Annotated in this window: 16 protein-coding genes and 1 pseudogene; 7 read left to right on the top strand and 10 right to left on the bottom strand. The window is 60.5% G+C overall.

Translation table 11 applies throughout. The features are described 5' to 3' along the window. The first annotated feature begins 127 nt into the window (after positions 1-127). From ahpC to LT42_RS05585, 3 genes are all read left to right on the top strand, one after another. A complete protein-coding gene (gene ahpC / locus LT42_RS05595) occupies positions 128-691 on the top strand; it encodes an alkyl hydroperoxide reductase subunit C (protein WP_037010606.1) in 564 nt (187 codons plus the stop codon). A 135-nt stretch (positions 692-826) separates the two neighbouring features. Next, positions 827-2389 carry an alkyl hydroperoxide reductase subunit F gene (ahpF, locus tag LT42_RS05590; RefSeq protein ID WP_037010604.1) on the top strand — a complete coding sequence of 521 codons (1563 nt, stop codon included), beginning with the start codon at positions 827-829 and terminating at the stop codon, positions 2387-2389. A gap of 203 nt (positions 2390-2592) precedes the next feature. Then, positions 2593-2898, top strand: coding sequence for a DUF1883 domain-containing protein (locus LT42_RS05585; protein WP_037010602.1), 306 nt, complete (start codon positions 2593-2595; stop codon positions 2896-2898). Positions 2899-2969: 71 nt separating this feature from the next. Here LT42_RS05585 and LT42_RS05580 read toward each other — a convergent pair whose 3' ends face one another. Next, on the bottom strand, positions 2970-4709 hold the full coding sequence (locus LT42_RS05580; protein ID WP_037010600.1) for a dipeptidase: 1740 nt from the start codon (positions 4707-4709) through the stop codon (positions 2970-2972). Positions 4710-5088: 379 nt separating this feature from the next. On the opposite strand from LT42_RS05580, the gene LT42_RS05575 reads away from it, so the two are divergent. Beyond that, positions 5089-5700, top strand: a complete 612-nt coding sequence (locus LT42_RS05575; protein WP_037010598.1) for a hypothetical protein — start codon at positions 5089-5091, stop codon at positions 5698-5700. A 717-nt stretch (positions 5701-6417) separates the two neighbouring features. Here the strand turns inward: LT42_RS05575 and LT42_RS05570 are convergent. The 8 genes from LT42_RS05570 to LT42_RS05535 all read right to left on the bottom strand — a co-directional run bounded on the left by LT42_RS05570 (position 6418) and on the right by LT42_RS05535 (position 16061). Next, positions 6418-7356: a carbohydrate kinase family protein gene (locus LT42_RS05570; protein WP_037010596.1), complete on the bottom strand. Its 939-nt coding sequence runs from the start codon at positions 7354-7356 to the stop codon at positions 6418-6420. A gap of 33 nt (positions 7357-7389) precedes the next feature. Beyond that, positions 7390-8871, bottom strand: a complete 1482-nt coding sequence (xylB, locus tag LT42_RS05565; protein ID WP_037010594.1) for a xylulokinase — start codon at positions 8869-8871, stop codon at positions 7390-7392. 21 nt (positions 8872-8892) lie between these two features. Continuing rightward, the gene (locus LT42_RS05560; protein WP_037010592.1) at positions 8893-10410 is read right to left on the bottom strand and encodes a mannitol dehydrogenase family protein; all 1518 of its coding nucleotides are present in this window, start codon (positions 10408-10410) and stop codon (positions 8893-8895) included. A gap of 34 nt (positions 10411-10444) precedes the next feature. Continuing rightward, positions 10445-11548 carry an ABC transporter ATP-binding protein gene (locus tag LT42_RS05555; RefSeq protein ID WP_037010590.1) on the bottom strand — a complete coding sequence of 368 codons (1104 nt, stop codon included), beginning with the start codon at positions 11546-11548 and terminating at the stop codon, positions 10445-10447. A gap of 190 nt (positions 11549-11738) precedes the next feature. Further along, positions 11739-12572 (bottom strand): carbohydrate ABC transporter permease, encoded by an 834-nt coding sequence (locus LT42_RS05550; protein ID WP_037010588.1) that lies wholly within the window; start codon positions 12570-12572, stop codon positions 11739-11741. Positions 12573-12582: 10 nt separating this feature from the next. Next, positions 12583-13515, bottom strand: a complete 933-nt coding sequence (locus LT42_RS05545) for a carbohydrate ABC transporter permease (protein ID WP_037010586.1) — start codon at positions 13513-13515, stop codon at positions 12583-12585. A gap of 75 nt (positions 13516-13590) precedes the next feature. Beyond that, positions 13591-14913, bottom strand: a complete 1323-nt coding sequence (locus LT42_RS05540) for an ABC transporter substrate-binding protein (protein ID WP_037010585.1) — start codon at positions 14911-14913, stop codon at positions 13591-13593. A 242-nt stretch (positions 14914-15155) separates the two neighbouring features. Continuing rightward, positions 15156-16061 carry an AraC family transcriptional regulator gene (locus tag LT42_RS05535; protein ID WP_037010583.1) on the bottom strand — a complete coding sequence of 302 codons (906 nt, stop codon included), beginning with the start codon at positions 16059-16061 and terminating at the stop codon, positions 15156-15158. Between the two features lie 362 nt (positions 16062-16423). On the opposite strand from LT42_RS05535, the pseudogene LT42_RS25165 reads away from it, so the two are divergent. From LT42_RS25165 to cobF, 3 genes and pseudogenes are all read left to right on the top strand, one after another. After that, positions 16424-16605, top strand: a pseudogene (locus tag LT42_RS25165) (type II toxin-antitoxin system HicA family toxin). Positions 16606-16640: 35 nt separating this feature from the next. Continuing rightward, positions 16641-17042, top strand: coding sequence for a type II toxin-antitoxin system HicB family antitoxin (locus LT42_RS05530; protein WP_037010582.1), 402 nt, complete (start codon positions 16641-16643; stop codon positions 17040-17042). A 64-nt stretch (positions 17043-17106) separates the two neighbouring features. Then, positions 17107-17868, top strand: coding sequence for a precorrin-6A synthase (deacetylating) (gene cobF, locus LT42_RS05525; RefSeq protein ID WP_037010581.1), 762 nt, complete (start codon positions 17107-17109; stop codon positions 17866-17868). A gap of 18 nt (positions 17869-17886) precedes the next feature. On the opposite strand, the gene LT42_RS05520 is transcribed toward cobF, so the two are convergent. Beyond that, complete coding sequence (locus tag LT42_RS05520; RefSeq protein WP_037010580.1) at positions 17887-19173, bottom strand: glycosyltransferase; 1287 nt, start codon at positions 19171-19173, stop codon at positions 17887-17889. Positions 19174-19180 lie beyond the last annotated feature (7 nt).

The raw sequence follows: 19180 nt of genomic DNA, 5'->3' as shown, positions 1-19180 counted from the left end.
GCGCTTTTATAGTGAAAACCAATCGTTGGCATGAGCTTTGGCAATGAGCCCTTGTCGATGATTGTGGGTAGTATCCTCCCCATCGAATTTGTAGCACCTCATTTCACAACCCTAAGGAGATTCACCGATGCCTATCATCAACAGCCAAGTAAAACCGTTCAAGGCTACTGCTTACAAGAACGGCAACTTCGTAGAAGTGTCGGACGCCGACCTGAAAGGCAAATGGTCTGTGGTGTTCTTCTACCCGGCTGACTTCACCTTCGTTTGCCCAACCGAGCTGGAAGACCTGGCCGACAACTACGCTGCATTCCAGCAGCTGGGCGTCGAAATCTACAGCGTCTCCACCGACACCCACTTTGCTCACGCTGCCTGGCACAACACCTCGCCAGCCATCGGCAAAATCCAGTACACCATGATCGGCGACCCAACGCTGACCATCTCCCGCAACTTCGACGTGCTGATCGAAGAAGCTGGCCTGGCTGACCGCGGTACTTTCGTGATCAACCCGGAAGGCGAGATCAAAATCGTCGAACTGAACGACGGTGGTGTTGGCCGTGACGCTACCGAGCTGCTGCGCAAAATCAAGGCTGCTCAGTACGTCGCTGCTCACCCCGGCGAAGTTTGCCCAGCCAAGTGGAAAGAAGGCGAGGCTACCCTGGCACCGTCCCTGGACCTGGTTGGCAAGATCTAAGTCGTCATGACCGGATCGGGGGCGATGAGCCCATAAGCACGTAAACCGCATCGCCCCCAAAAAACGCCCGGGCGGTCATCGCCTGGGCGTTGTTATTTCCAGAACCTGCAAGTGTTAGATAAAGGAAGCCGAATCATGTTGGACGCCAATCTTAAAGCTCAGTTGAAATCTTACCTGGAGCGGATCACTCGCCCGATCGAGATCGTTGCGTCCCTCGATGACGGCGCGAAATCCCAGGAAATGCTGGCATTGCTCAACGATATCGTCAGCAGCTCCGACAAAATCACCCTCGACACCAATGGCAGCGATGCACGCACGCCGTCCTTCGCCCTGAACAGCCCGGGTCAGGACATCAAGCTGCGTTTTGCCGGCTTGCCAATGGGTCACGAATTCACCTCGCTGGTGCTGGCACTGCTGCAAGTCGGCGGCTACCCGTCCAAGGCCACCGAGGACACGATTGAACAAGCCCGCAGCCTGACCGGCGAGTTCAAGTTTGAAACGTACTTCTCGCTGACCTGCCAGAACTGCCCGGACGTGGTCCAGGCCCTGAACCTGCTCGCCGTGCTTAACCCGAACGTGCAGCACGTCGCGATTGAAGGCAGCCTGTTTCAGCAGGAAGTCACCGACCGCCAGATCATGTCGGTGCCCAGCATCTACCTTAATGGCGAGCTGTTCGGCCAGGGCCGCATGAACCTGGAAGAGATCCTGGCAAAGATCGACACCAGCGCCGGTGACCGTCAGGCCGAGAAGCTGAACGCCAAAGAAGCGTTTGAAGTTCTGGTCGTCGGTGGTGGCCCTGCCGGTTCCGCTGCGGCCATTTATGCAGCGCGGAAAGGTATCCGCACCGCCGTGGCGGCCGAGCGTTTCGGTGGTCAGGTGCTGGACACCATGGCGATCGAAAACTTCATCTCCGTGCAGCACACCGAAGGCCCGAAACTGGCCGTTGCCCTTGAAGAACACGTCAAGGAATACGAAGTTGACATCATCAACCTGCAGCGCGGCGAGCAGTTGATCCCGGGCAAGAACGGCGAACCGCATCAGGTGAAGTTTGCCAGCGGTGGCGTGCTCAAAGGCAAGACGGTCATTCTGGCCACCGGCGCACGCTGGCGTGAAATGAACGTCCCGGGCGAACAGCAGTATCGCAACAAGGGCGTGGCTTATTGTCCGCACTGCGACGGTCCGCTGTTCAAAGGCAAGCGTGTCGCGGTCATCGGCGGTGGTAACTCCGGCGTGGAAGCGGCCATCGACCTGGCCGGTATTGTTTCCCACGTAACGCTGCTGGAGTTCGACGCCAATCTGCGCGCCGACGCGGTGCTGCAGCGCAAGCTGCACAGCCTGCCCAACGTCACGGTGCTCACCAGCGCCATGACCAGCGAAGTCACCGGCGACGGTCAGAAGGTTAACGGCCTGCGCTACAAGAACCGCCTCACCGGTGAGGAAATCACCGTTGAGCTGGAAGGGATCTTCGTGCAGATCGGCCTGTTGCCGAACACTGAATGGCTCAAAGGCACCATCGAGCTGTCGCCACGCGGTGAGATCATCATCGATCAGCGCGGCGAGACGTCCATCCCCGGCATCTTCGCGGCGGGCGACGTGACCACCGTGCCGTTCAAGCAGATCGTGATCGCGGTCGGCGAGGGCGCCAAAGCTTCGCTTAGCGCGTTCGATCACCTGATCCGCAGCAGCGCCCCGGCTTGATGGTTTAACGAGTGGGACCGGCTTCAGCCGGGAAGGCGTCGGTAGCCCCATCATCGGACCGATGCCGGGAAACAAAAAAACCTCATGAGCAATCATGAGGTTTTTTTTGATCCATATTTGGCTTCGGCATGAGAACCCGGCGTTGCCCTGCTCAAACGCCGTGATACTCTCGCGGCCGTTTTGATAACTGCTCTGGAAACGCCGTGAAATTTATCCATCAACGCGAACACCTCAACGAAGGCGACATCGTGGTGATCGAGTCCTCGAATCCCTGCAATATCCGGCTGATGAGCGATGCCAACTTCCGCAGTTTCAAGAACGGTGGACGGCATACCTACCATGGCGGCGCGTTCGACCGCTTTCCTGCCAAGATCGTCGTGCCCAGCACCGGCTTCTGGAACATCACGCTGGACACGGTGACGCAACGGGCGATCAGCGTGACGCGCAAGCCCAACTTGAAACACTCCATCAAGATCGTCCGCCGTTCGGGCTCGACGCTTCAGCACTGAAGTGCCGGGAACGGGGAACGGTCAGGGCGGCAGAGTCGGGCCCGTCATTGCAGCGGGCCCGGGGCAAGCGGTCAGAGCTTCGGCAGCTGACCGATACGGCCCATCATCTCCGTGACGATTTGCAGGTCCAGCAAGAACTGCTCCGTGGTCTTGAACTCGGCGTCCGTGTGCCCGGTGTATTTGACGTCCGGCTTGGCCAGCCCGAACTGCACACCGTTTGGCAGCTCATGGACCGACGTGGCGCCGGCTGATGTGCCGAATTTGTGTTCCATGCCCAGGTTTTCGGTGGCGACGGCCAGCAGCGCCTTGACCCACTCGCCTTCCGGGTTGCGGTACATCGGCTCGGCAATGGAATACGTGAACGCAGGGGCAATGTGGCTTTGCTGGCTCCACGCGGTGAGCTTCTGCTCAATCTGCGCTTTCAGGGCTTCGGGCGACTTGCCCCTCGGCACCCGCAGGTTGACCGCAAGCTTGAAGGCTTTGTCGTCCATTGCCACATAGGTCAGTGAGGCCGTCAATGGGCCCATGAATTCGTCGCTGAAGCCCACGCCCAGTTTGCTCCCCAGGTAATCCAGCCCCCAGTTTTCAGCGGCGTAGCGAGCGGCGTCGGTAACGGCGTTGCGCTTGAGCGCAACCTTGCCGTCCAGGCCGTTGATGAAATCGAGCATACGCGCCACCGGGTTGACCCCCGACTCAGGCTCCGAGGAGTGCGCCGAAACACCCGTGACCGTCAGCTTCACGGCCTTGCCCGCCACTTCAGCAGCCACTTGAAAATTTGCGCCGTTGCGTTGCGCATACTCGGCACCGGCTTTCTGCAGCTCGGCCGCCAGTTCGGCAGGGCGGTCAGTCACCAGCGTGGCGACGGACTTCGACGGAATCTGGTTGGTCGCCATGCCGCCGGTCATCGAGGTGATTTCCGCGCCGGTGCCCTCGGCGGTTCGGCGTGGGAAACTGGCCATCACCGTTCCGTAACCCTTCTCGGCGATCACTACCGGGTAGCTACCGTCGAGCGCCAGGTTGTAGGCCGGCGTCGGGTTGCGTTCGAAATAATAGGGGATGGCGTCGCCGGAGGTTTCTTCGGTGGTGTCGATCAGCAGCTTGAAATGGCGCGCCAGTGGCAGCTTCTCTTCCTTGATGACTTTCATGGCGTACAGCGCCACAACGATGCCGTTCTTGTCATCCTCGGTACCGCGGCCGTACATGCGGTCACCGATCAGTGTGACCTTGAACGGATCGAGCTTGGTGCCATCGGCCAGCACCCAGTTGTCCGGGGTGACCGGGACGATGTCGGCGTGGGCATGGATGCCGACCACTTCCGGGCCTGAGCCTTCAAGGGATATCTCGTAAACGCGGTTGTCGATGTTGCGAAAGCTGAGGTTGAACGACTGCGCGAGGGTTTTGATCTTCTCGGCCATCTTGATGAACGCAGGGTTGTCGTGCTGCGCTACGCCCTCGGTTTGCACCGTCGGAATCGCGACCAGCTCGCGCAAGGTGTCAGTGGCCGCGCTGCCATATTTGATCCGCGCGTATAGGCCCAGCAGGCGGTGGATATCATTCTGCTCGTCAGCTGATAGCTTTTTATCGGCGAGGAAGGCGCTGATGGCGGGTTCAACGCCAGCCGCTTTGATCACATCGGTGTTGCTGACAGTCTTGAGAAACTGACGGAAATCGGTGACCGATTTTTCCTGGAAGCTGCCGATCAGCGCGCTGCTCTGTTGCGCGCTGAGATTGGCGTTGGCTGCAGGCGCAAACGCCGAAACGCTGGCGAGCATCAGGGTAGTGGCGGCGAGATGCTTGAGTGAAAAATCCATACGTGGGGCATTCCTTGGCAATCATGGCGAGGGAAATGTCTGACCGTTTGATCAGAAAACACCGCACGCTACCATCGCCGGAGAGGCAGGGGGAGCCCTTGGCGGGAGATCTGTCGCCTTGCAAGGCGAAAGCGGCGCAGATACGAAAATCATCTCGGTATCGGGCGAGCCGACGTGTTCGTTGCGGCGACGCAGAACGGCATGAATCTGCCGCACGCGGCAACCTCCCGTCGTTCCTTCGGCCCGGCTCCGGCCCCGATATTGGGTCACAAAACCGAGCTCACCCTGCCGGGCGGACGTTACCGGCGGTCATCCCGCACGTGGCATCGTTTTTGCTGATCTACCGGGACATCGGACAACTTGAATAAGGAGGTGGATGATGATCATCGGCAACAGTGCCATTCAGCACATGGTCTCGAAGGCCGTAACCCGGACGCACTTCGACCCGGCGGCCACGGACGCGTACACCAGCGCCATCGCCGGCGCCACCACACCTGTGGCGGCCATTGCGAGTAACGCGGACGGTGTCGACCAGGGCAGTGACAACAGTAAGCAGGGCTATAATGAGTCGTTCGCCAAAATGATGGTGAACCTGAAAGCTGCGGCGGCCAACACGGCGGCGTCGCTGACAGATGACGACAAGGCGGCCGCGGCGAAGTTCGTTTCCAGCTCGGACAAGCAAGTCGCTGCATCGGACAGCGTCAGCAAAACCGTCTCCGACACGCTGGCGGTGGGCGATGGGGCTGGGGACACTGATAGCGTTGGCTCGGCCAAGGACCAGTTCCTGTCCTACATGAACCAGACCGATGCCGAGAAAGTGCGGCAGCAACTCACCGGCGTCAGCAAAGACGAATATGACGCCATGACCCCGCAGGAACAGGCGGCGATCGACAAACAAGTGACCGAGCTGCAGAAACAAAAGATGGATCAGCAAGTGGCCGAGCAGGACGTGAAGACCAAAATCGCGATGGCCAAGGCTGAAATGGTCTGATTGGTTATTCACCCAGCATGTTTGTTTACACAGCAATAGAAGAACGCTTGGCCGCTACCGGGGTGTACCAGCAGCTCTGATGCAGCTGGGCCATTGCGTTTCGCGGGCAAGCGCGCTCCTACAGACGGGCGTTGCGCTCAAATATGAATCGTTCCCACGCTCCGCGTGGTAACGACAGTTGGCAAGCAGCGTCCTCCGGCCGCCAAAAGCTTCCCCGTTAAAGCCGGTCCCACAAAGGCATCCCAACCAGCCCTTAGGACCTGCTACCGCCAAAAGCTTCCCGGTAAAGCCGGTCCCACAACGGCATCACAACCAGCCAGTAGGACCGGCTTTAGCCGGGAACCCTGATCTGCTTGAGATCTGCTGGAGATCTGCTTGAGATCTGCTTGTGATCTTCTGCACAAAAGGATCAAACACCGCCAATCGCGACTTGGGTGCAGGCTGAACGCAGGTTTTGCGCAGTGGGCCGAGCCGCATGGATGCGGCGAGAGCGCCGTCAGGACATGGATGTCCGTTCGGCGCGGGCCCACGGAGCAAGACCGGAGTGAAGGAACCCCGACGAAGGAGGGGCCCAACCAGGAGCACAAGCCCTTGGTTACTTGGGGCTTTATCAAGTAACTCGCCGAAGGCGAAACCCGAGGCCGTTAGGCCGACGCCTTTGACCTTGATCTAGATCCCGCCACTAACGATCTCGATCCCGCCACTAACGAAAAACTCTCAGCTAACCACCTCAGCCCGATAGGGCAAATCCGGCCCCTCCCGCGTACACGTGACCGCCGCTGCCGCCACCGCAAACTCCAGCATCTTCGTCAGCGTCTCGCGATCAACCCCGGCCAAATGCCCAGGCGCATCCAGACCCCGCTCCGTCAGAAACGTAATCAACGCCGCCTGAAACGTATCACCGGCGCCTACCGTATCCACCGTCTCGACCTTGCGCGCCGCCGCCGACCAACTCCCCAACTCCCGAGTGAATATCGTCGCGCCCTGGCGACCGCGGGTCATGATCACCCACTGGCAATTGTCCTTCAGCCAACCCTTTGCAACCGTTTCCGCGTCCTTCTCTGGATACAGCAACTCCAGATCCTCGTCACTGACCTTGATGATGTGCGCCTGCTCGGCAAACTTCGTCACCTGACTGCGCCACAGATCGATGCTCGGCGCAGGATTAAGGCGAACGTTAGGGTCGAAAGTGATCAGGCGCTTGCTGCTCTCCCGGCGCACCAGCGCGAGCAGGGTATCGGCGACCGGTTGCACCACCAGCGAAAACGATCCCACATGCAGCCCGCGGACGCTGTCGTCCAGCGCCGGCAGGTGCTCGGCGGTCAGCATCCGGTCGGCGCAGCCCTCGCCGCGAAAGCTGTACTGCGGGGAGCCGTCCGCGCCCACCGCGACCATCGACAGGGTCGTCGGTGCGTCAACGTGGACGAGAAAATCATCGCGTACACCTTCGTGCGCCAGCACGTTCGCCAGTCGCTTGCCCAGATAGTCACTGGAAATCCCGGAAAAAAAGCCGGCGTCAATCCCCAGCCTGCGCAGCCCGACTGCTACGTTGAACGGCGAGCCGCCCGCGATGGCCTGATAACCCACCTTATTGCCTTGTCCGCTGTCCGGCTGACAGAAAAAGTCGAACAGTGCTTCGCCACAGACCAGATACATAGTTGCTCCATAAAGGCCGACGGGGCTTGTCCGTCAGACGCCCTGCAATTGATTGCGATAGTGCTGATAAACCGAGTGGTACGCCGCTACGTTTTCAGGCAACGGCCGGGTTTCACTGGCCGGATCGAGGCTTACGCAGCGCGCGCAGAGTGCCTGCAGCGATTGGGCATCGCCGCTGGCGTGAGAATGACACCACGCCGCCTGAATCGCCGCACCCAGCGCCGCCGCTTCGGCACCGGTGGTGCAGATCACCGGGGTGTCCATGATGTCGGCCACGATCTGCCGCCAGACAGCACTTTTGGCGCCGCCACCGATGAGGCGAATGTTATCGCTTTTGATGCCGCTGTCACGCAGCAGATCAAGGCCGTAACGCAGACCGAAGGTGGTGCCTTCGACCACCGCGCGGCACAGGTTGGCCTGGTTAAGATTGGTGCTGTCCAGACCCAGTATGCTGCCGGTGGCGTGGGGCAGGGCGGGCACGCGCTCGCCGTTGAGGAACGGCAGCATGAGCACACCCTGAGCGCCGATGGGGGAGGACGCAACGGCCGTATTGAACGCGCCGATGTCCAGCGCAAACAATTCGCGCATCGCGCTGGTGGCGTTGGTCAGGTTCATGGTGCAGATCAACGGCAGCCAGCCTCCCGAAGAGGAACAGAAGGTCGCCACCGAGGGCTGGCTGTTGACATTGCCTTCCTCGGCGAAGGCGTAGACCGTGCCCGACGAGCCCAGGCTCATGGTGATCGAGCCCGGCGCGATATTGCCGGTGCCGATCGCGCCCATCATGTTGTCGCCACCGCCACTTGAAACGATGGCATCCGGGTTCAGGCCCAGCCGCTCGGCGATGGCAGGCAGGATTTTGCCGACCGGCTGATGCGCCTCGATCAGCTCCGGCAAAGCCTTGACCAATCGCCCGCTGGGGTCAATGTGCTGAAGAATCTCCAGGTCCCACTCGCAGGTGCGGACGTTGAAGTAACCGGTGCCCGATGCGTCGCCGAATTCGCTGCAACTGCGCCCGGTCAGCCAGTAGTTGAGGTAGTCATGGGGCAGCAGGATCCGGTCAATGCGAGCAAACAGCTCGGGAAACCGTTCCTTGCTCCAGAGCAATTTGGAGACCGTGTAGCCCGGCGCGATGGCAATACCGAGGCGCTCCAGCGATCCCGCTTCACCGCCCAGATAGGCCAGCAGCTGATCGTTTTCCGGGGTCGATTCGGTGTCGCACCACAGCTTGGCCGGGCGCAGCACCTGGCCTGATTCGTCGAGCATGACCAGGCCATGTTGCTGCCCGGACACGCCGATGGCCTGGATGTCCTTCCCGGAAACCCCGGCCTGCTCCAATGCCGCTGCCGTCGCCTGCTCGAACGCATCGAGCCATTCCTGCACGTCCTGCTCACGGCGCCCGTTGGCGCCGCTGATCATGTGGTGGGCGCCCGAGCCTTCGCCCAGCACCTTGCCGCTGACCGCGTCCAGAACAATCGCCTTGGTGCCTTGAGTGCCGCAATCGATGCCGAGAAACATGTTCACCTCTTTACGCTGAGCTCAGACGGTTTTCGCCAGCAGGTTTTCCAGGGTTTTGCTGACGCCCAGTTGCTTCAGGCTGTTCAGGTTGTGCTCGAACGATGCCACGAACTCGGCAGACTGTGGAATCGCCGCGCCGAATATCTCTTCCACTTCCAGCAGGCGCTGGGTGACCAGCACGTCATCTGCCACCAGCGCCTTGCAAAAGTCGGCGCGTGGATCGACGACGGTGTAGGGCACGCCGTTCTCCCCGGTGAAGTCGCGGTTGCGGTTGCCCTGCAGGTACAACGCCCAGGCAGCGACCACCAGCGAAGCGCGGTCCATGTTGCCGCTGTCGAGGATCAGGCGGTTGATCGTCGGCACGGTGAATTTAGGGAATTTCGAAGAGCCGTCGGAGCACACGCGTTCAAGCTGGTCGGCAATCGCCTGGTTGGAGAAACGGTCAATCAGCGTCTGCTTGTACTCGGTCAGGTCGATGCCTGGCACAGGTGCCAGTTGCGGGGTAACGTCCAGGTCCATGTAGGTGCGAATGTAGTCCACGAACAGCGGGTCGTTCATGGTTTCGTGAACGAACCGATAGCCCTTCAGCGCGCCCAGGTAGGTCAGTGCCAGGTGGCTGCCGTTGAGCAGCTTGATCTTCATCTCCTCGTACGGCGTGACGTCGTCAGTGAACTGCACGCCGACCTTTTCCCAGGCCGGGCGGCCGTTGACGAATTTGTCTTCCAGCACCCATTGCACGAAGGGTTCGCAGACCACCGGCCAGGCATCGTCGATGCCTTTCTGGTCGTGCAGTTGCAAGCGGTGTGCGCTGCTGGTCATGGGCGTGATGCGGTCAACCATGGCGTTGGGGAAGCTGACGTTTTCGGCTATCCAGTCATGCAGCTCCGGGTCACGCAGCTTGGCGAAAGCCAGCAGCGCCTTGCGGGTGACGGCGCCGTTGTGCGGCAGGTTATCGCAGGACATCAGGGTGAAGGCTGGCGTGCCTTCGGCGCGGCGGCGGGACAGCGCCGCGCACAGGTAACCGAAAACGGTTTTCGGGGTGGCGGGGTGCGCGAGGTCGTGCTGAATCTGCGGCAGATGGCTCATGAACTCGCCAGTGCTGTCGTCGATGCAGTAGCCGCCTTCGGTGATGGTCAGCGAAACAATGCGGATGTCTGCGCCGGCGAGCTTGTCGATGAGTGCGATGTCACTGTCGGTGGACATGAGCATCTGGCTCATGGCGCCGATGACGCGGGTCTCGGTGTCAGGCGTGTCGCCCAGTTCGAACAGCGTGTAGAGAAAATCCTGTCCCTTCAGCGCCTCGAAGTTGCCGCGGTCTTCCTCGCGCAGGCTGACCCCGCAAATGGCCCAGTCCAGCCCTTCGGCGGTGTTGTCGCGGGCGCCCAGGGACATCAGCGCGTCGGTGTAGAAGGCCTGGTGGGCGCGGTGAAAACCGCCGACGCCGATGTGCACAATGCCCTGGCGCCGCTCATCGAGTGAGTAGGCGGGGATGGCGATGCCGTCGCCCAGATTGGAAAGGTTTTGCTTGTTCAGTTTCATGACTGCGTTCCCGGATTCTGATGGAAGCAAGGGCTCAGGCGGCGGCCTGCAGCGCTCTGCGGATGACCTGCCCCTGAGCGTCGAACAGGTGGCAGTGCGCGCTGTTCAGGTGCAGTTTCAGTGTTTCGCCATACTGGCTGGCCAGGTCGCCGCGTATGCGCATGGTCAGCGCTTCGCCGGAGGTGGTGCGCACGTGGCAGTAGGTGTCGCTGCCCAGACGCTCGCTGACGTCGGCAATCACCGTCAGTTGGCAATCGCCTTCGTTGGCCAGTTCAAGGTGCTCGGGACGGATACCCAAAGTAACCGCATCGCCGACGCGCTGTTGCGCGTTGGTGAAGGGCAGCAGCACTTTCGTGCCGGCGTCGAGGGTGACTTCACAGGCCGACGCTTCGACGCGGCTGAGGGTGCCCTTGAGAAAGCCCATCTTCGGCGTGCCGAGGAACCCTGCGACGAACAGGTTGGCCGGGTGGTGATAAAGCTCCAGCGGCGATCCGACTTGTTCGACGCGACCGCCGTTGAGCACCACCACCTTGTCGGCCAGGGTCATGGCTTCGACTTGATCGTGGGTGACGTAAATCATCGTCGCCTGCAGCTCCTTGTGCAGGCGCGACAGTTCCAGTCGGGTCTGCACGCGCAAGGCAGCGTCAAGGTTGGACAGCGGTTCGTCGAACAGGAAGATTTTAGGGTTGCGCACAATGGCGCGGCCGATCGCCACGCGCTGGCGCTGGCCGCCCGACAGCTGCTTGGGTTTGCGTTCCAGCAGCGGGCCGAGTTCGAGAATGCGCGCGGCTTCGTCGACCTTTTTCTTGACCTCGTCCTTTGGTGTACCCGCCAGGTCCAGCGCAAAGGACAGGTTTTTGCCGACGGTCATGTGCGGGTACAGCGCGTAGGTCTGAAACACCATCGCCAGGTCGCGCTTGGCCGGGGTGACCTGGGTGATCTCGCGGCCATCGAGTTCGATACTGCCGCTGGTGACGTCTTCCAGGCCGGCGATCAGGCGCAGCAGGGTGGATTTGCCGCAGCCCGACGGGCCAACGAAAACCACGAACTCGCGGTCTTTCACGTCCAGGTCGATGCCTTTGATGATCTGGTGGCCATCGAAGCCTTTTTGCAGATTTCTGATTGTCAGGTTAGCCATGATGGGCTCCAGTTTTTGTTCTTCGGAATGCCGTAGTGCGTCGTTCTGTAGGAGCCGGCTTGCTGGCGAAGACGGTGGGCCGTTCAGGCCGCGATGTCTGAACGGACGCATTCGCCAGCAAGCCGGCTCCTACGGGGCTTGTGTCATTTCACGGGAATAAATGAGAGGCCCGCTAACCCTCCTGTTTCATTTATTTCACGGCACCAAACGACAGGCCGCGTACAAGTTGTTTCTGGCTGATCCAGCCGAAAATCAGGATCGGCGCACAGGCCAGCGTGGACACCGCCGACAGCTTGGCCCAGAACAAACCTTCAGGGCTTGAGTAAGAGGCAATCAAGGCCGTCAGCGGTGCCGCATTGGACGACGTGAGGTTCAGCGACCAGAACGCCTCGTTCCAGCACAGGATCAGCGACAGCAGCGCCGTCGAGGCCAGACCGCCCTTGCAGATCGGAATCAGCACCTTGAAGATCTCCTGGCGAGTGGTCGCGCCATCCAGCCGTGAGGCCTCGAGAATCTCGCCCGGGATGTCCTTGAAGTAGGTGTAAATCATCCACACCACGATGGGCAGGTTGATCAGCGTGTAGATCACGATCAGCGCAATGCGCGAATCCAGCAGGCCAAAGGTCTTGGCCAGCAGGTAGATCGGCATCAGCACGCCCACCGGCGGCAACATCTTCGTGGAGAGCATCCACAGCAGCGTGCCCTTGGTGCGCTTGGTCTCGAAAAACGCCATGGAATAGGCCGCCGGCACGGCGATCAACAGGCACAGGATCGTCGCGCTAAAGGAAATCAGAATCGAGTTCCAGGCGAAGTGGAAGTAGTCGCTGCGTTCCTGAATGTGCAGGTAGTTTTCCAGCGTCGGCGTGAAGATGAACTGCGGCGGCGTGGCAAACGCGTCTAGCTCAGTCTTGAAGCTGGTCAGGACCATCCAGAAGATCGGAAAGAAGATCAGCGCCGCGATCAGCCACGACAGGGTGCCGAGCATGGCACTTTGCAGGCGCCGGGATTGTTTGAGCGTCATCATGGCCTTGCCCTCAAGACTTGTCGGTGAGGTTTTTGCCGATCATCCGTACCAGGATGATGGCGGCAATGTTGGCGATCACGACGGCAATCAAGCCGCCCGCCGATGCCATGCCCACGTCGAATTGCAGCAGCGCCTGGTTATAGATCAGGTACGCCAGATTGGTGGAAGCAAACCCCGGCCCGCCGTTAGTGGTGGTGAAGATTTCGGCGAACACCGAGAGCAGGAAGATGGTTTCGATCATCACCACCACGGCAATCGGACGCGCCAGGTGGGGCAGGGTCAGGTGCCAGAAAATCGCAATCGGGCCGGCGCCATCCAGGCGTGCTGCTTCTTTTTGCTCCTGATCCAGCGACTGCATGGCGGTCATCAGAATCAGAATGGCGAACGGCAGCCACTGCCACGACACGATGATAATGATCGACAGCATCGGGAAGTTCGCCAGCCAGTCGATGGGTTGGGCGCCGAACAGCTTCCAGACCCAGGCGAGGATGCCCGAGACCGGGTGGAAAATCAGGTTCTTCCAGATCAGCGCGCTGACCGTGGGCATGATGAAAAACGGCGAAATCAGCAGCACGCGGACGATGCCACGGCCGAAGAACTCAGTGGCTTCCAGCAGTGCCGAAATCAACACGCCCAGGATGACGCTGATGGCCAGCACGCTGCCCACCAGCAGCAGGGTATTCATGGCCCCTGGCAGAAAGCCTGCGTCGGTGACAAAAAACTCGAAGTTCTCCAGGCCGACAAATTCGTTTTCGCCGGGATTGAGCAGGTTGTAGCGAATCAGCGAAAAATAGATGGTCATGCCCAGTGGCACGATCATCCAGACCAGCAGCAACAGCACCGAGGGGCTGACCAGAAACCAGCCGGGCTTGGTGACGCTGCCTTTGGCGGCTGATTTATCGTCGGCCGCTGTAGTGCGCGGGGTGAGGGTTGAGGTGTTCATGTCGACTCCGAACCGGGCGAAAGCGTGAGCGTCGGCGGCGGGCTAGCAACGCCTGCCGCCTTGAAGCAGCGGGTGTCAGCCTTTTTTCGGGTAGCCCGCTCGCTTCATTTCACGTTCCGCCACGCTCTGCGCGCTGGTCAGCGCCTGGTCAACACTGGAAGTGCCCACCAGAGCCGCCGAGAATTGCTGGCCGACCGAGGTGCCAATCGACTGGAACTCGGGGATGGTCACCAACTGGATGCCCACGTACGGGACCGGCTTGAGGGTCGGCGCTTTGGGCGTGACCGCCTTGAGGGATTCCAGCGTGATGTCGGCAAACGGCGCGGCTTTTTTATAGGCGTCGGTATACGTCGATGCGCGGGTGCCCGGCGGTACGTTGGACACGCCATCCTTCTCGGCAACCAGTGAGGCGTACTCTTTGGACGTGGCCCACTCAGTGAACGCGCGCGCGTCCTTGTCGTTCTTGGCGCTGGTCGGGATCGCCAGTGCCCACGAATACAGCCACGCCGAGCCTTTGTCGGTGACTTCGTGAGGCGCGTAGGTGAAGCCCACGCTGTCGGCCACTTTGCTCTGGGCCTTGTCGGTCACGAACGAACCGGCGACGCTGGCATCCACCCAGATGGCGCATTTGCCGCTGTTGAACAGTGCAAGGTTCTCGTTGAAGCCGTTGCTGGAGGCGCCCGGCGGGCCGTCTTTCTTCATGACATTGGTGTAGAAGGTCAGCGCGTTCTTCCATTCAGGCTGGTCGAACTGCGGTTTCCACTGCTCGTCGAACCAGCGGGCGCCGAACGAGTTGGCGACGGTGGTGATCAACGCCATGTTCTCGCCCCAGCCGGCCTTGCCGCGCAGGCAGATGCCGTACTGCTCCTTGGATTTATCGGTGAGTTTGTCGGCGAATTCGGAAATCTGTGTCCAGGTCGGGCGCTCCGGCATGGTCAGCCCGGCCGCTTTAAAGAGGTCTTTGCGGTAGTAGGTGATCGAGCTTTCGGCGTAGAAGGGCAGGGCGAACAGTTTGCCGTCTACTGACAAGCCGTCGCGCACGGAAGGGAATACGTCGTCGAGGGCGTAGGACGCAGGCAGATTGTCCATCTCTTTGAGCCAGCCCTTGGCGCCCCAGAGTGAGGCTTCGTACATGCCGATGGTCAGCACGTCGAACTGGCCGCCTTTGGTGGCGATGTCGGTGGTCAGGCGCTGACGCAGGACGTTTTCTTCGAGCACGACCCATTTCAGCTTAATGTCCGGATGCTGTTCTTCGAAGGTCTTGGACAGCCGCTGCATGCGGATCATGTCGCTGTTGTTGACCGTGGCGATGGTCACGTCGCCCGCTGTGGCGGTGTTGCACAGGGACAGGAGGGTCAGACAGGTACCGGCAACGAGAACTTGTGCAGAGGTCTTCATTTATCACTCCTCTTCAGCGCCCCGAGGGACGACAGAAGCTTGGTTATTGTTTTTGTTTCTTCCGGAGGCCAGGAAGAATGTCGCCTGATTACAGCCCTAAGCGCACGCGCTGACAAATCCTGCGGCGCACTGGAACTGATACTTTCTTGCACTGAGCTTTGAGAGGGCCACACGGGGGAACTGCGCCAGCGCACGGCGCAGGGCAGTTCCAGCGTAGCTGAAGGGCGGGAATGGGCAACGAATCAGTACAGGTTTTGTTCGGTCAGGCGCTGCACGGCCAGGCGGCGATAGTGCGAAGGCGTCATGCCCTTGAGTTGCTGGAACCGGCGGTTGAAGTTGGAAATGTTATTGAAACCCGACTCGAAGCAAACGTCGGTCACGGGGCGGTCCCCGTCGGCGAGCAGTTCGCAGGATTTGCTGATGCGCAGCCGATTGACGAATTCGACGAAGCAGCGCCCGGTCGCCTGTTTGAATACGCGGGAAAAGTACGTCGGCTTCATGCCCAGGTACTCCGCCACTTCTTCCAGCGGCAGCTCCCGGGCGTAGTGGGCGAAGATGTAATCCACGGCCTTGTTGGTGCGCTCCACGGCGTGATCGTCTGACAGCTGTGAAGCAGTGGTGCCGGACAACAGCTGGAAGTCGTCACTGGCGGCCAGCACTTCCAGCAGAATGAAGAAATGCCCCAGGCGGGTGATGCCTGAAGTGTCGGCGATCTTCTGCATCAGTCGGGTGGCCTGACGGATCGTGCGCTTGCAACGAAATTCGATGCCGTACTGGGCGCGTTCAAGCAGCGGCGCCAGGGTCTTGAGCTCGGCAAATACCTGATTGCCGCTGTCGAGCAGCTCCTCGGTGAAATTCACCAGCATGTCGCGCTTGGGCACGACTTCGTCCTCGTCGATCTGACTGATCCAGTTGTGTGGCAGATTCGGGCCGGTGAGAAACAGCGATTCGGGGTGGAAATTGCCAATGTAATCGCCGACAAACACTTTGCCCGAGCTGGCCACGATCAGGTGCAGCTCGTATTCCTTGTGGAAATGCCAGCGGACCAGCGGACAGGGAAATCCGTGTTCGCGGTAGATGATCGACAGACCGTTATGGTCGTCCATCAACTCGTAGGACGGGTCGGTGACTCTTGTTGTTTTGATCATGCGGGTGCCGGTCTGGAGAATGGCGTGTGGGGGGTAATGTGCACTATTTGTCGGGCGGAATACAGACGCGGGGTTTACCAGAATGTAGCGGTGCGCGTGACTTCAGCAGGGCCGTCTTTAGCCGGGAAGAGGCAGTCTCAGGACCATCAAACCCCGCGGCGAGACGCTCGACGCCCTATCAGCTGAAGCCGGGCCCACTAAAACGCCTGCAGTGCGTCATTGGGATGTCTGCGTCAAGATCGCGACGCGCTGAAGGTTGTCTCGGGATGACGTTACATACCGTCACTTATGAACTTTCCCGCGCGGTGGCGCAAGAAACTGCGGTGTGTACTATCCACATCAGTCCACAAAGGGATAGGCTGATGCGCAGCAGGGAGATGATCAGGATGATTGAGGACGATGGCGTGGTATCTGGTCGAGATCAAGGGGAGTCATCGCCAGTATAAGCACCCGATCAAAGCCGGGCGTGTCACGGTTCCTCATCCGAAAGATGACCTGCCCAGGCACCGTTCACAGCATATTGAAGCAGGCTGGCGTGAGGTAGACGGTGTGAGGCAGTAGGCTTGGGAGGACGAGGAAATGAAGTTACCTGTTGTATTACACAAGGATCCTGAATCGGTGTACGGCGTGACTGTGCCGGATATTCCAGGATGCTTTTCCTCCGGCGCTACCTTTGGCCAGGCGCTGGATAACGTGAAGGAGGCGTTGGCGCTGCACTTCGAAGGGCTCGTCGCGGATGGTGACCCGTTGCCTACAGCCTCGGATATCGATGCCCACGTTCATAATCCTGACTTACAGGGGGGCGTTTGGGCCGTGGTTGAATTCGACGTAACTCCCTATTTCGGCCGCTCGGTACGGTTCAACGCCACGCTGCCGGAAGTGCTGCTTGAACGCATCGACGCACGGGTCAGGAGCGATCAGCGCTACCGTTCACGCTCTGGATTTTTGGCAACGGCAGCCTTGCGCGAGCTTCATGAATAGCGGCGATCAACCTTGATTTGCGCAGGGCGTCAATGCACTTTCACTTGGACGATCAACCACCACCATGAAAACAATCCTGATCATCGGCATCGGCGCGGGCAATCCCGAGCACATCACTGTTCAGGCGATCAAGGCGTTGAACCGCACCCAGGTGTTTTTCATTCTCGACAAGGGCTACGCCAACGATGATTTGCTCGCGCTGCGGCGGGACATTTGTACGCGCTACATCGAGGGGCACGACTACCGCCTTGTGCAGGTCAGCGACCCCAGACGCGACAGCGATTCGCCGTCCTACCGCAGCGGCATCGAGCATTGGCATGAGCAGCGCGCCGCGCTATTCGAGCAACTGATCAGTGACGAGCTGAAGCCAGGCCAGACCGGGGCGTTTCTGGTGTGGGGCGACCCGGCGCTGTACGACAGCACGCTGCGGATTCTCGATCACGTCCTCGCGCGGGGCGGTGCATCGTTCAAGTACGACGTGATCCCCGGCATCACCAGCGTGCAGGCGCTGGCGGCGGCGCACCGCATCGGCCTGAACCGTATCGGAGAGCCTGTCGACATCACCACAGGTCGGCAGATCGCGGCGCAGCAGGGCGGCGACATTCACAACAGCGTGGTGATGCTGGACGCACATTGCGCCTTCGAACGTTTTGTCGATCAGGCGCTGCACATTTATTGGGGCGCGTACCTGGGCACTGCTGACGAAATCCTCATTTCAGGGCCGCTGCATGAGGTCGGCGCGCAGATCCGTGAGGCGCGGGAAACGGCGCGTGCGCGCAAAGGCTGGATCATGGACACCTACATCTTGCGCCGCGCCGTGAGCTGACGCGGTTGGCTGCACAGGTCAGCCGTTTTTATTCTTGGCTTCGATCCATTGGGACATGTATTGCGTGCTCTTGTGCTGGTGATGACGAAGCATGGCCCCGGTGAAGTTGGCCAGCCGGTGCGCTGCCAGCCCTTCACGCAGCGCAAGAATACGCGCTACCAGCGCCTGGCAATGCCGGGCGTGGTCATATCGCGCCAACAGCAGTTGCCGGCCATCGCGCTGCGCCTGTCCCCAGCGCTCGGCGTCTGTGTAAAAGCTGACGGCTGCGTCGGCCAGCGCTTGCGCCTCGCACGCCACCGCCCCGGGAAAGGCCAGCTCGCCGTGCATGGCCTCGGCGCCGATGGGCGTTGTCACCGTGGGCGTGCCGCAGAGCATGGCGTCGATAATCTTGCCCTTGATGCCCGCGCCGAAGCGCAGCGGCGCCAACGAAACCCGCGCCGCGCTCATCACCTCCAGCGCATCTTCGGCCCAGTTCATGATGTGAAAGCCCTGCGCGGCGTTGTGCAGCGCGGCTGCCTTGGGCGGTGTGTACGCGCCGTAGACATGCACCTGCGCGGTGGGCAGCTGAGCGCGGATCAGCGGCCAGACGGTGTTCTTCAGCCACAGGACCGCATCCCAGTTCGGCGCGTGGCGAAAATTGCCGATGGTGATGAAATGCGCGCGGTCTTCGAAGGCGCCGTCGTACTCGGGCACATCGCGCACCAGCAAGGGCACCCAATGCAACTGGGCAGCCGGAACGGAAAAACAGTCGACCAGCAGCTCGATTTCAACATCGGAGACCATGAGGCTCAGGTCACTGCGGTGGATTGCGGCGATTTCGCGCAGGGCCAGATCCGAGGCGGCCATGCGGTTGAAGAGCTGTTCGCGGGGCATGTTGAAACACTCGGTCAGGTCGGCGTCGGGTTTGCCGCCCAGCCATTCCTTGACGGCCTGATGACGGGCATGCCGCAGGCTCTGCAGATCAGAGGTTTCCAGCACGCGCAGCGCATGCGGGCTGTGCTTTTCGACGCGCCAGCCGAACTGTTCTTCCATCAAAAACTGGTCGAACAGCACCACGTCAGGTTGCAACGCGCTGATGAATGTATCGAAGCTGTCGTGATTGAGGGCGATGGTGGCTTCGGCGATCCCCAGTGTGGCCAGATCAGCCTTGTGCTCACCTTCATTGGCGGCGCTGGCGAAGGTGACCTGCCAGCCTTGCTCAAGAAAACAGTCGATCAGCTGCATCACATGGCCACTGGCCGCAGACGAGCGTGGCTCGGGCCAGACATAGCCAATGATCAGCACATGGATCGGGGGTTGCTGCACAGGGTAC

It is taken from the genome of Pseudomonas lutea, assembly GCF_000759445.1.
GTDB lineage: Bacteria > Pseudomonadota > Gammaproteobacteria > Pseudomonadales > Pseudomonadaceae > Aquipseudomonas > Aquipseudomonas lutea.
Note: the sequence above shows the minus strand (reverse complement) of the source record. Positions and strands in the feature narration are given on the sequence as shown.

What these genes read in the sequence shown, in the direction of transcription:
- ahpC (WP_037010606.1), top strand. Translation starts at nt 128, where the DNA reads ATGCCTATCATCAACAGCCAAGTAAAACCGTTCAAGGCTACTGCTTAC.
- ahpF (WP_037010604.1), top strand. Translation starts at nt 827, where the DNA reads ATGTTGGACGCCAATCTTAAAGCTCAGTTGAAATCTTACCTGGAGCGG.
- LT42_RS05580 (WP_037010600.1), bottom strand. Translation starts at nt 4,709, where the DNA reads ATGGATTTTTCACTCAAGCATCTCGCCGCCACTACCCTGATGCTCGCC.
- LT42_RS05575 (WP_037010598.1), top strand. Translation starts at nt 5,089, where the DNA reads ATGATCATCGGCAACAGTGCCATTCAGCACATGGTCTCGAAGGCCGTA.
- LT42_RS05570 (WP_037010596.1), bottom strand. Translation starts at nt 7,356, where the DNA reads ATGTATCTGGTCTGTGGCGAAGCACTGTTCGACTTTTTCTGTCAGCCG.
- xylB (WP_037010594.1), bottom strand. Translation starts at nt 8,871, where the DNA reads ATGTTTCTCGGCATCGATTGCGGCACTCAAGGCACCAAGGCGATTGTT.
- LT42_RS05560 (WP_037010592.1), bottom strand. Translation starts at nt 10,410, where the DNA reads ATGAAACTGAACAAGCAAAACCTTTCCAATCTGGGCGACGGCATCGCC.
- LT42_RS05555 (WP_037010590.1), bottom strand. Translation starts at nt 11,548, where the DNA reads ATGGCTAACCTGACAATCAGAAATCTGCAAAAAGGCTTCGATGGCCAC.
- LT42_RS05550 (WP_037010588.1), bottom strand. Translation starts at nt 12,572, where the DNA reads ATGATGACGCTCAAACAATCCCGGCGCCTGCAAAGTGCCATGCTCGGC.
- LT42_RS05545 (WP_037010586.1), bottom strand. Translation starts at nt 13,515, where the DNA reads ATGAACACCTCAACCCTCACCCCGCGCACTACAGCGGCCGACGATAAA.
- LT42_RS05540 (WP_037010585.1), bottom strand. Translation starts at nt 14,913, where the DNA reads ATGAAGACCTCTGCACAAGTTCTCGTTGCCGGTACCTGTCTGACCCTC.
- LT42_RS05535 (WP_037010583.1), bottom strand. Translation starts at nt 16,061, where the DNA reads ATGATCAAAACAACAAGAGTCACCGACCCGTCCTACGAGTTGATGGAC.
- LT42_RS05530 (WP_037010582.1), top strand. Translation starts at nt 16,641, where the DNA reads ATGAAGTTACCTGTTGTATTACACAAGGATCCTGAATCGGTGTACGGC.
- cobF (WP_037010581.1), top strand. Translation starts at nt 17,107, where the DNA reads ATGAAAACAATCCTGATCATCGGCATCGGCGCGGGCAATCCCGAGCAC.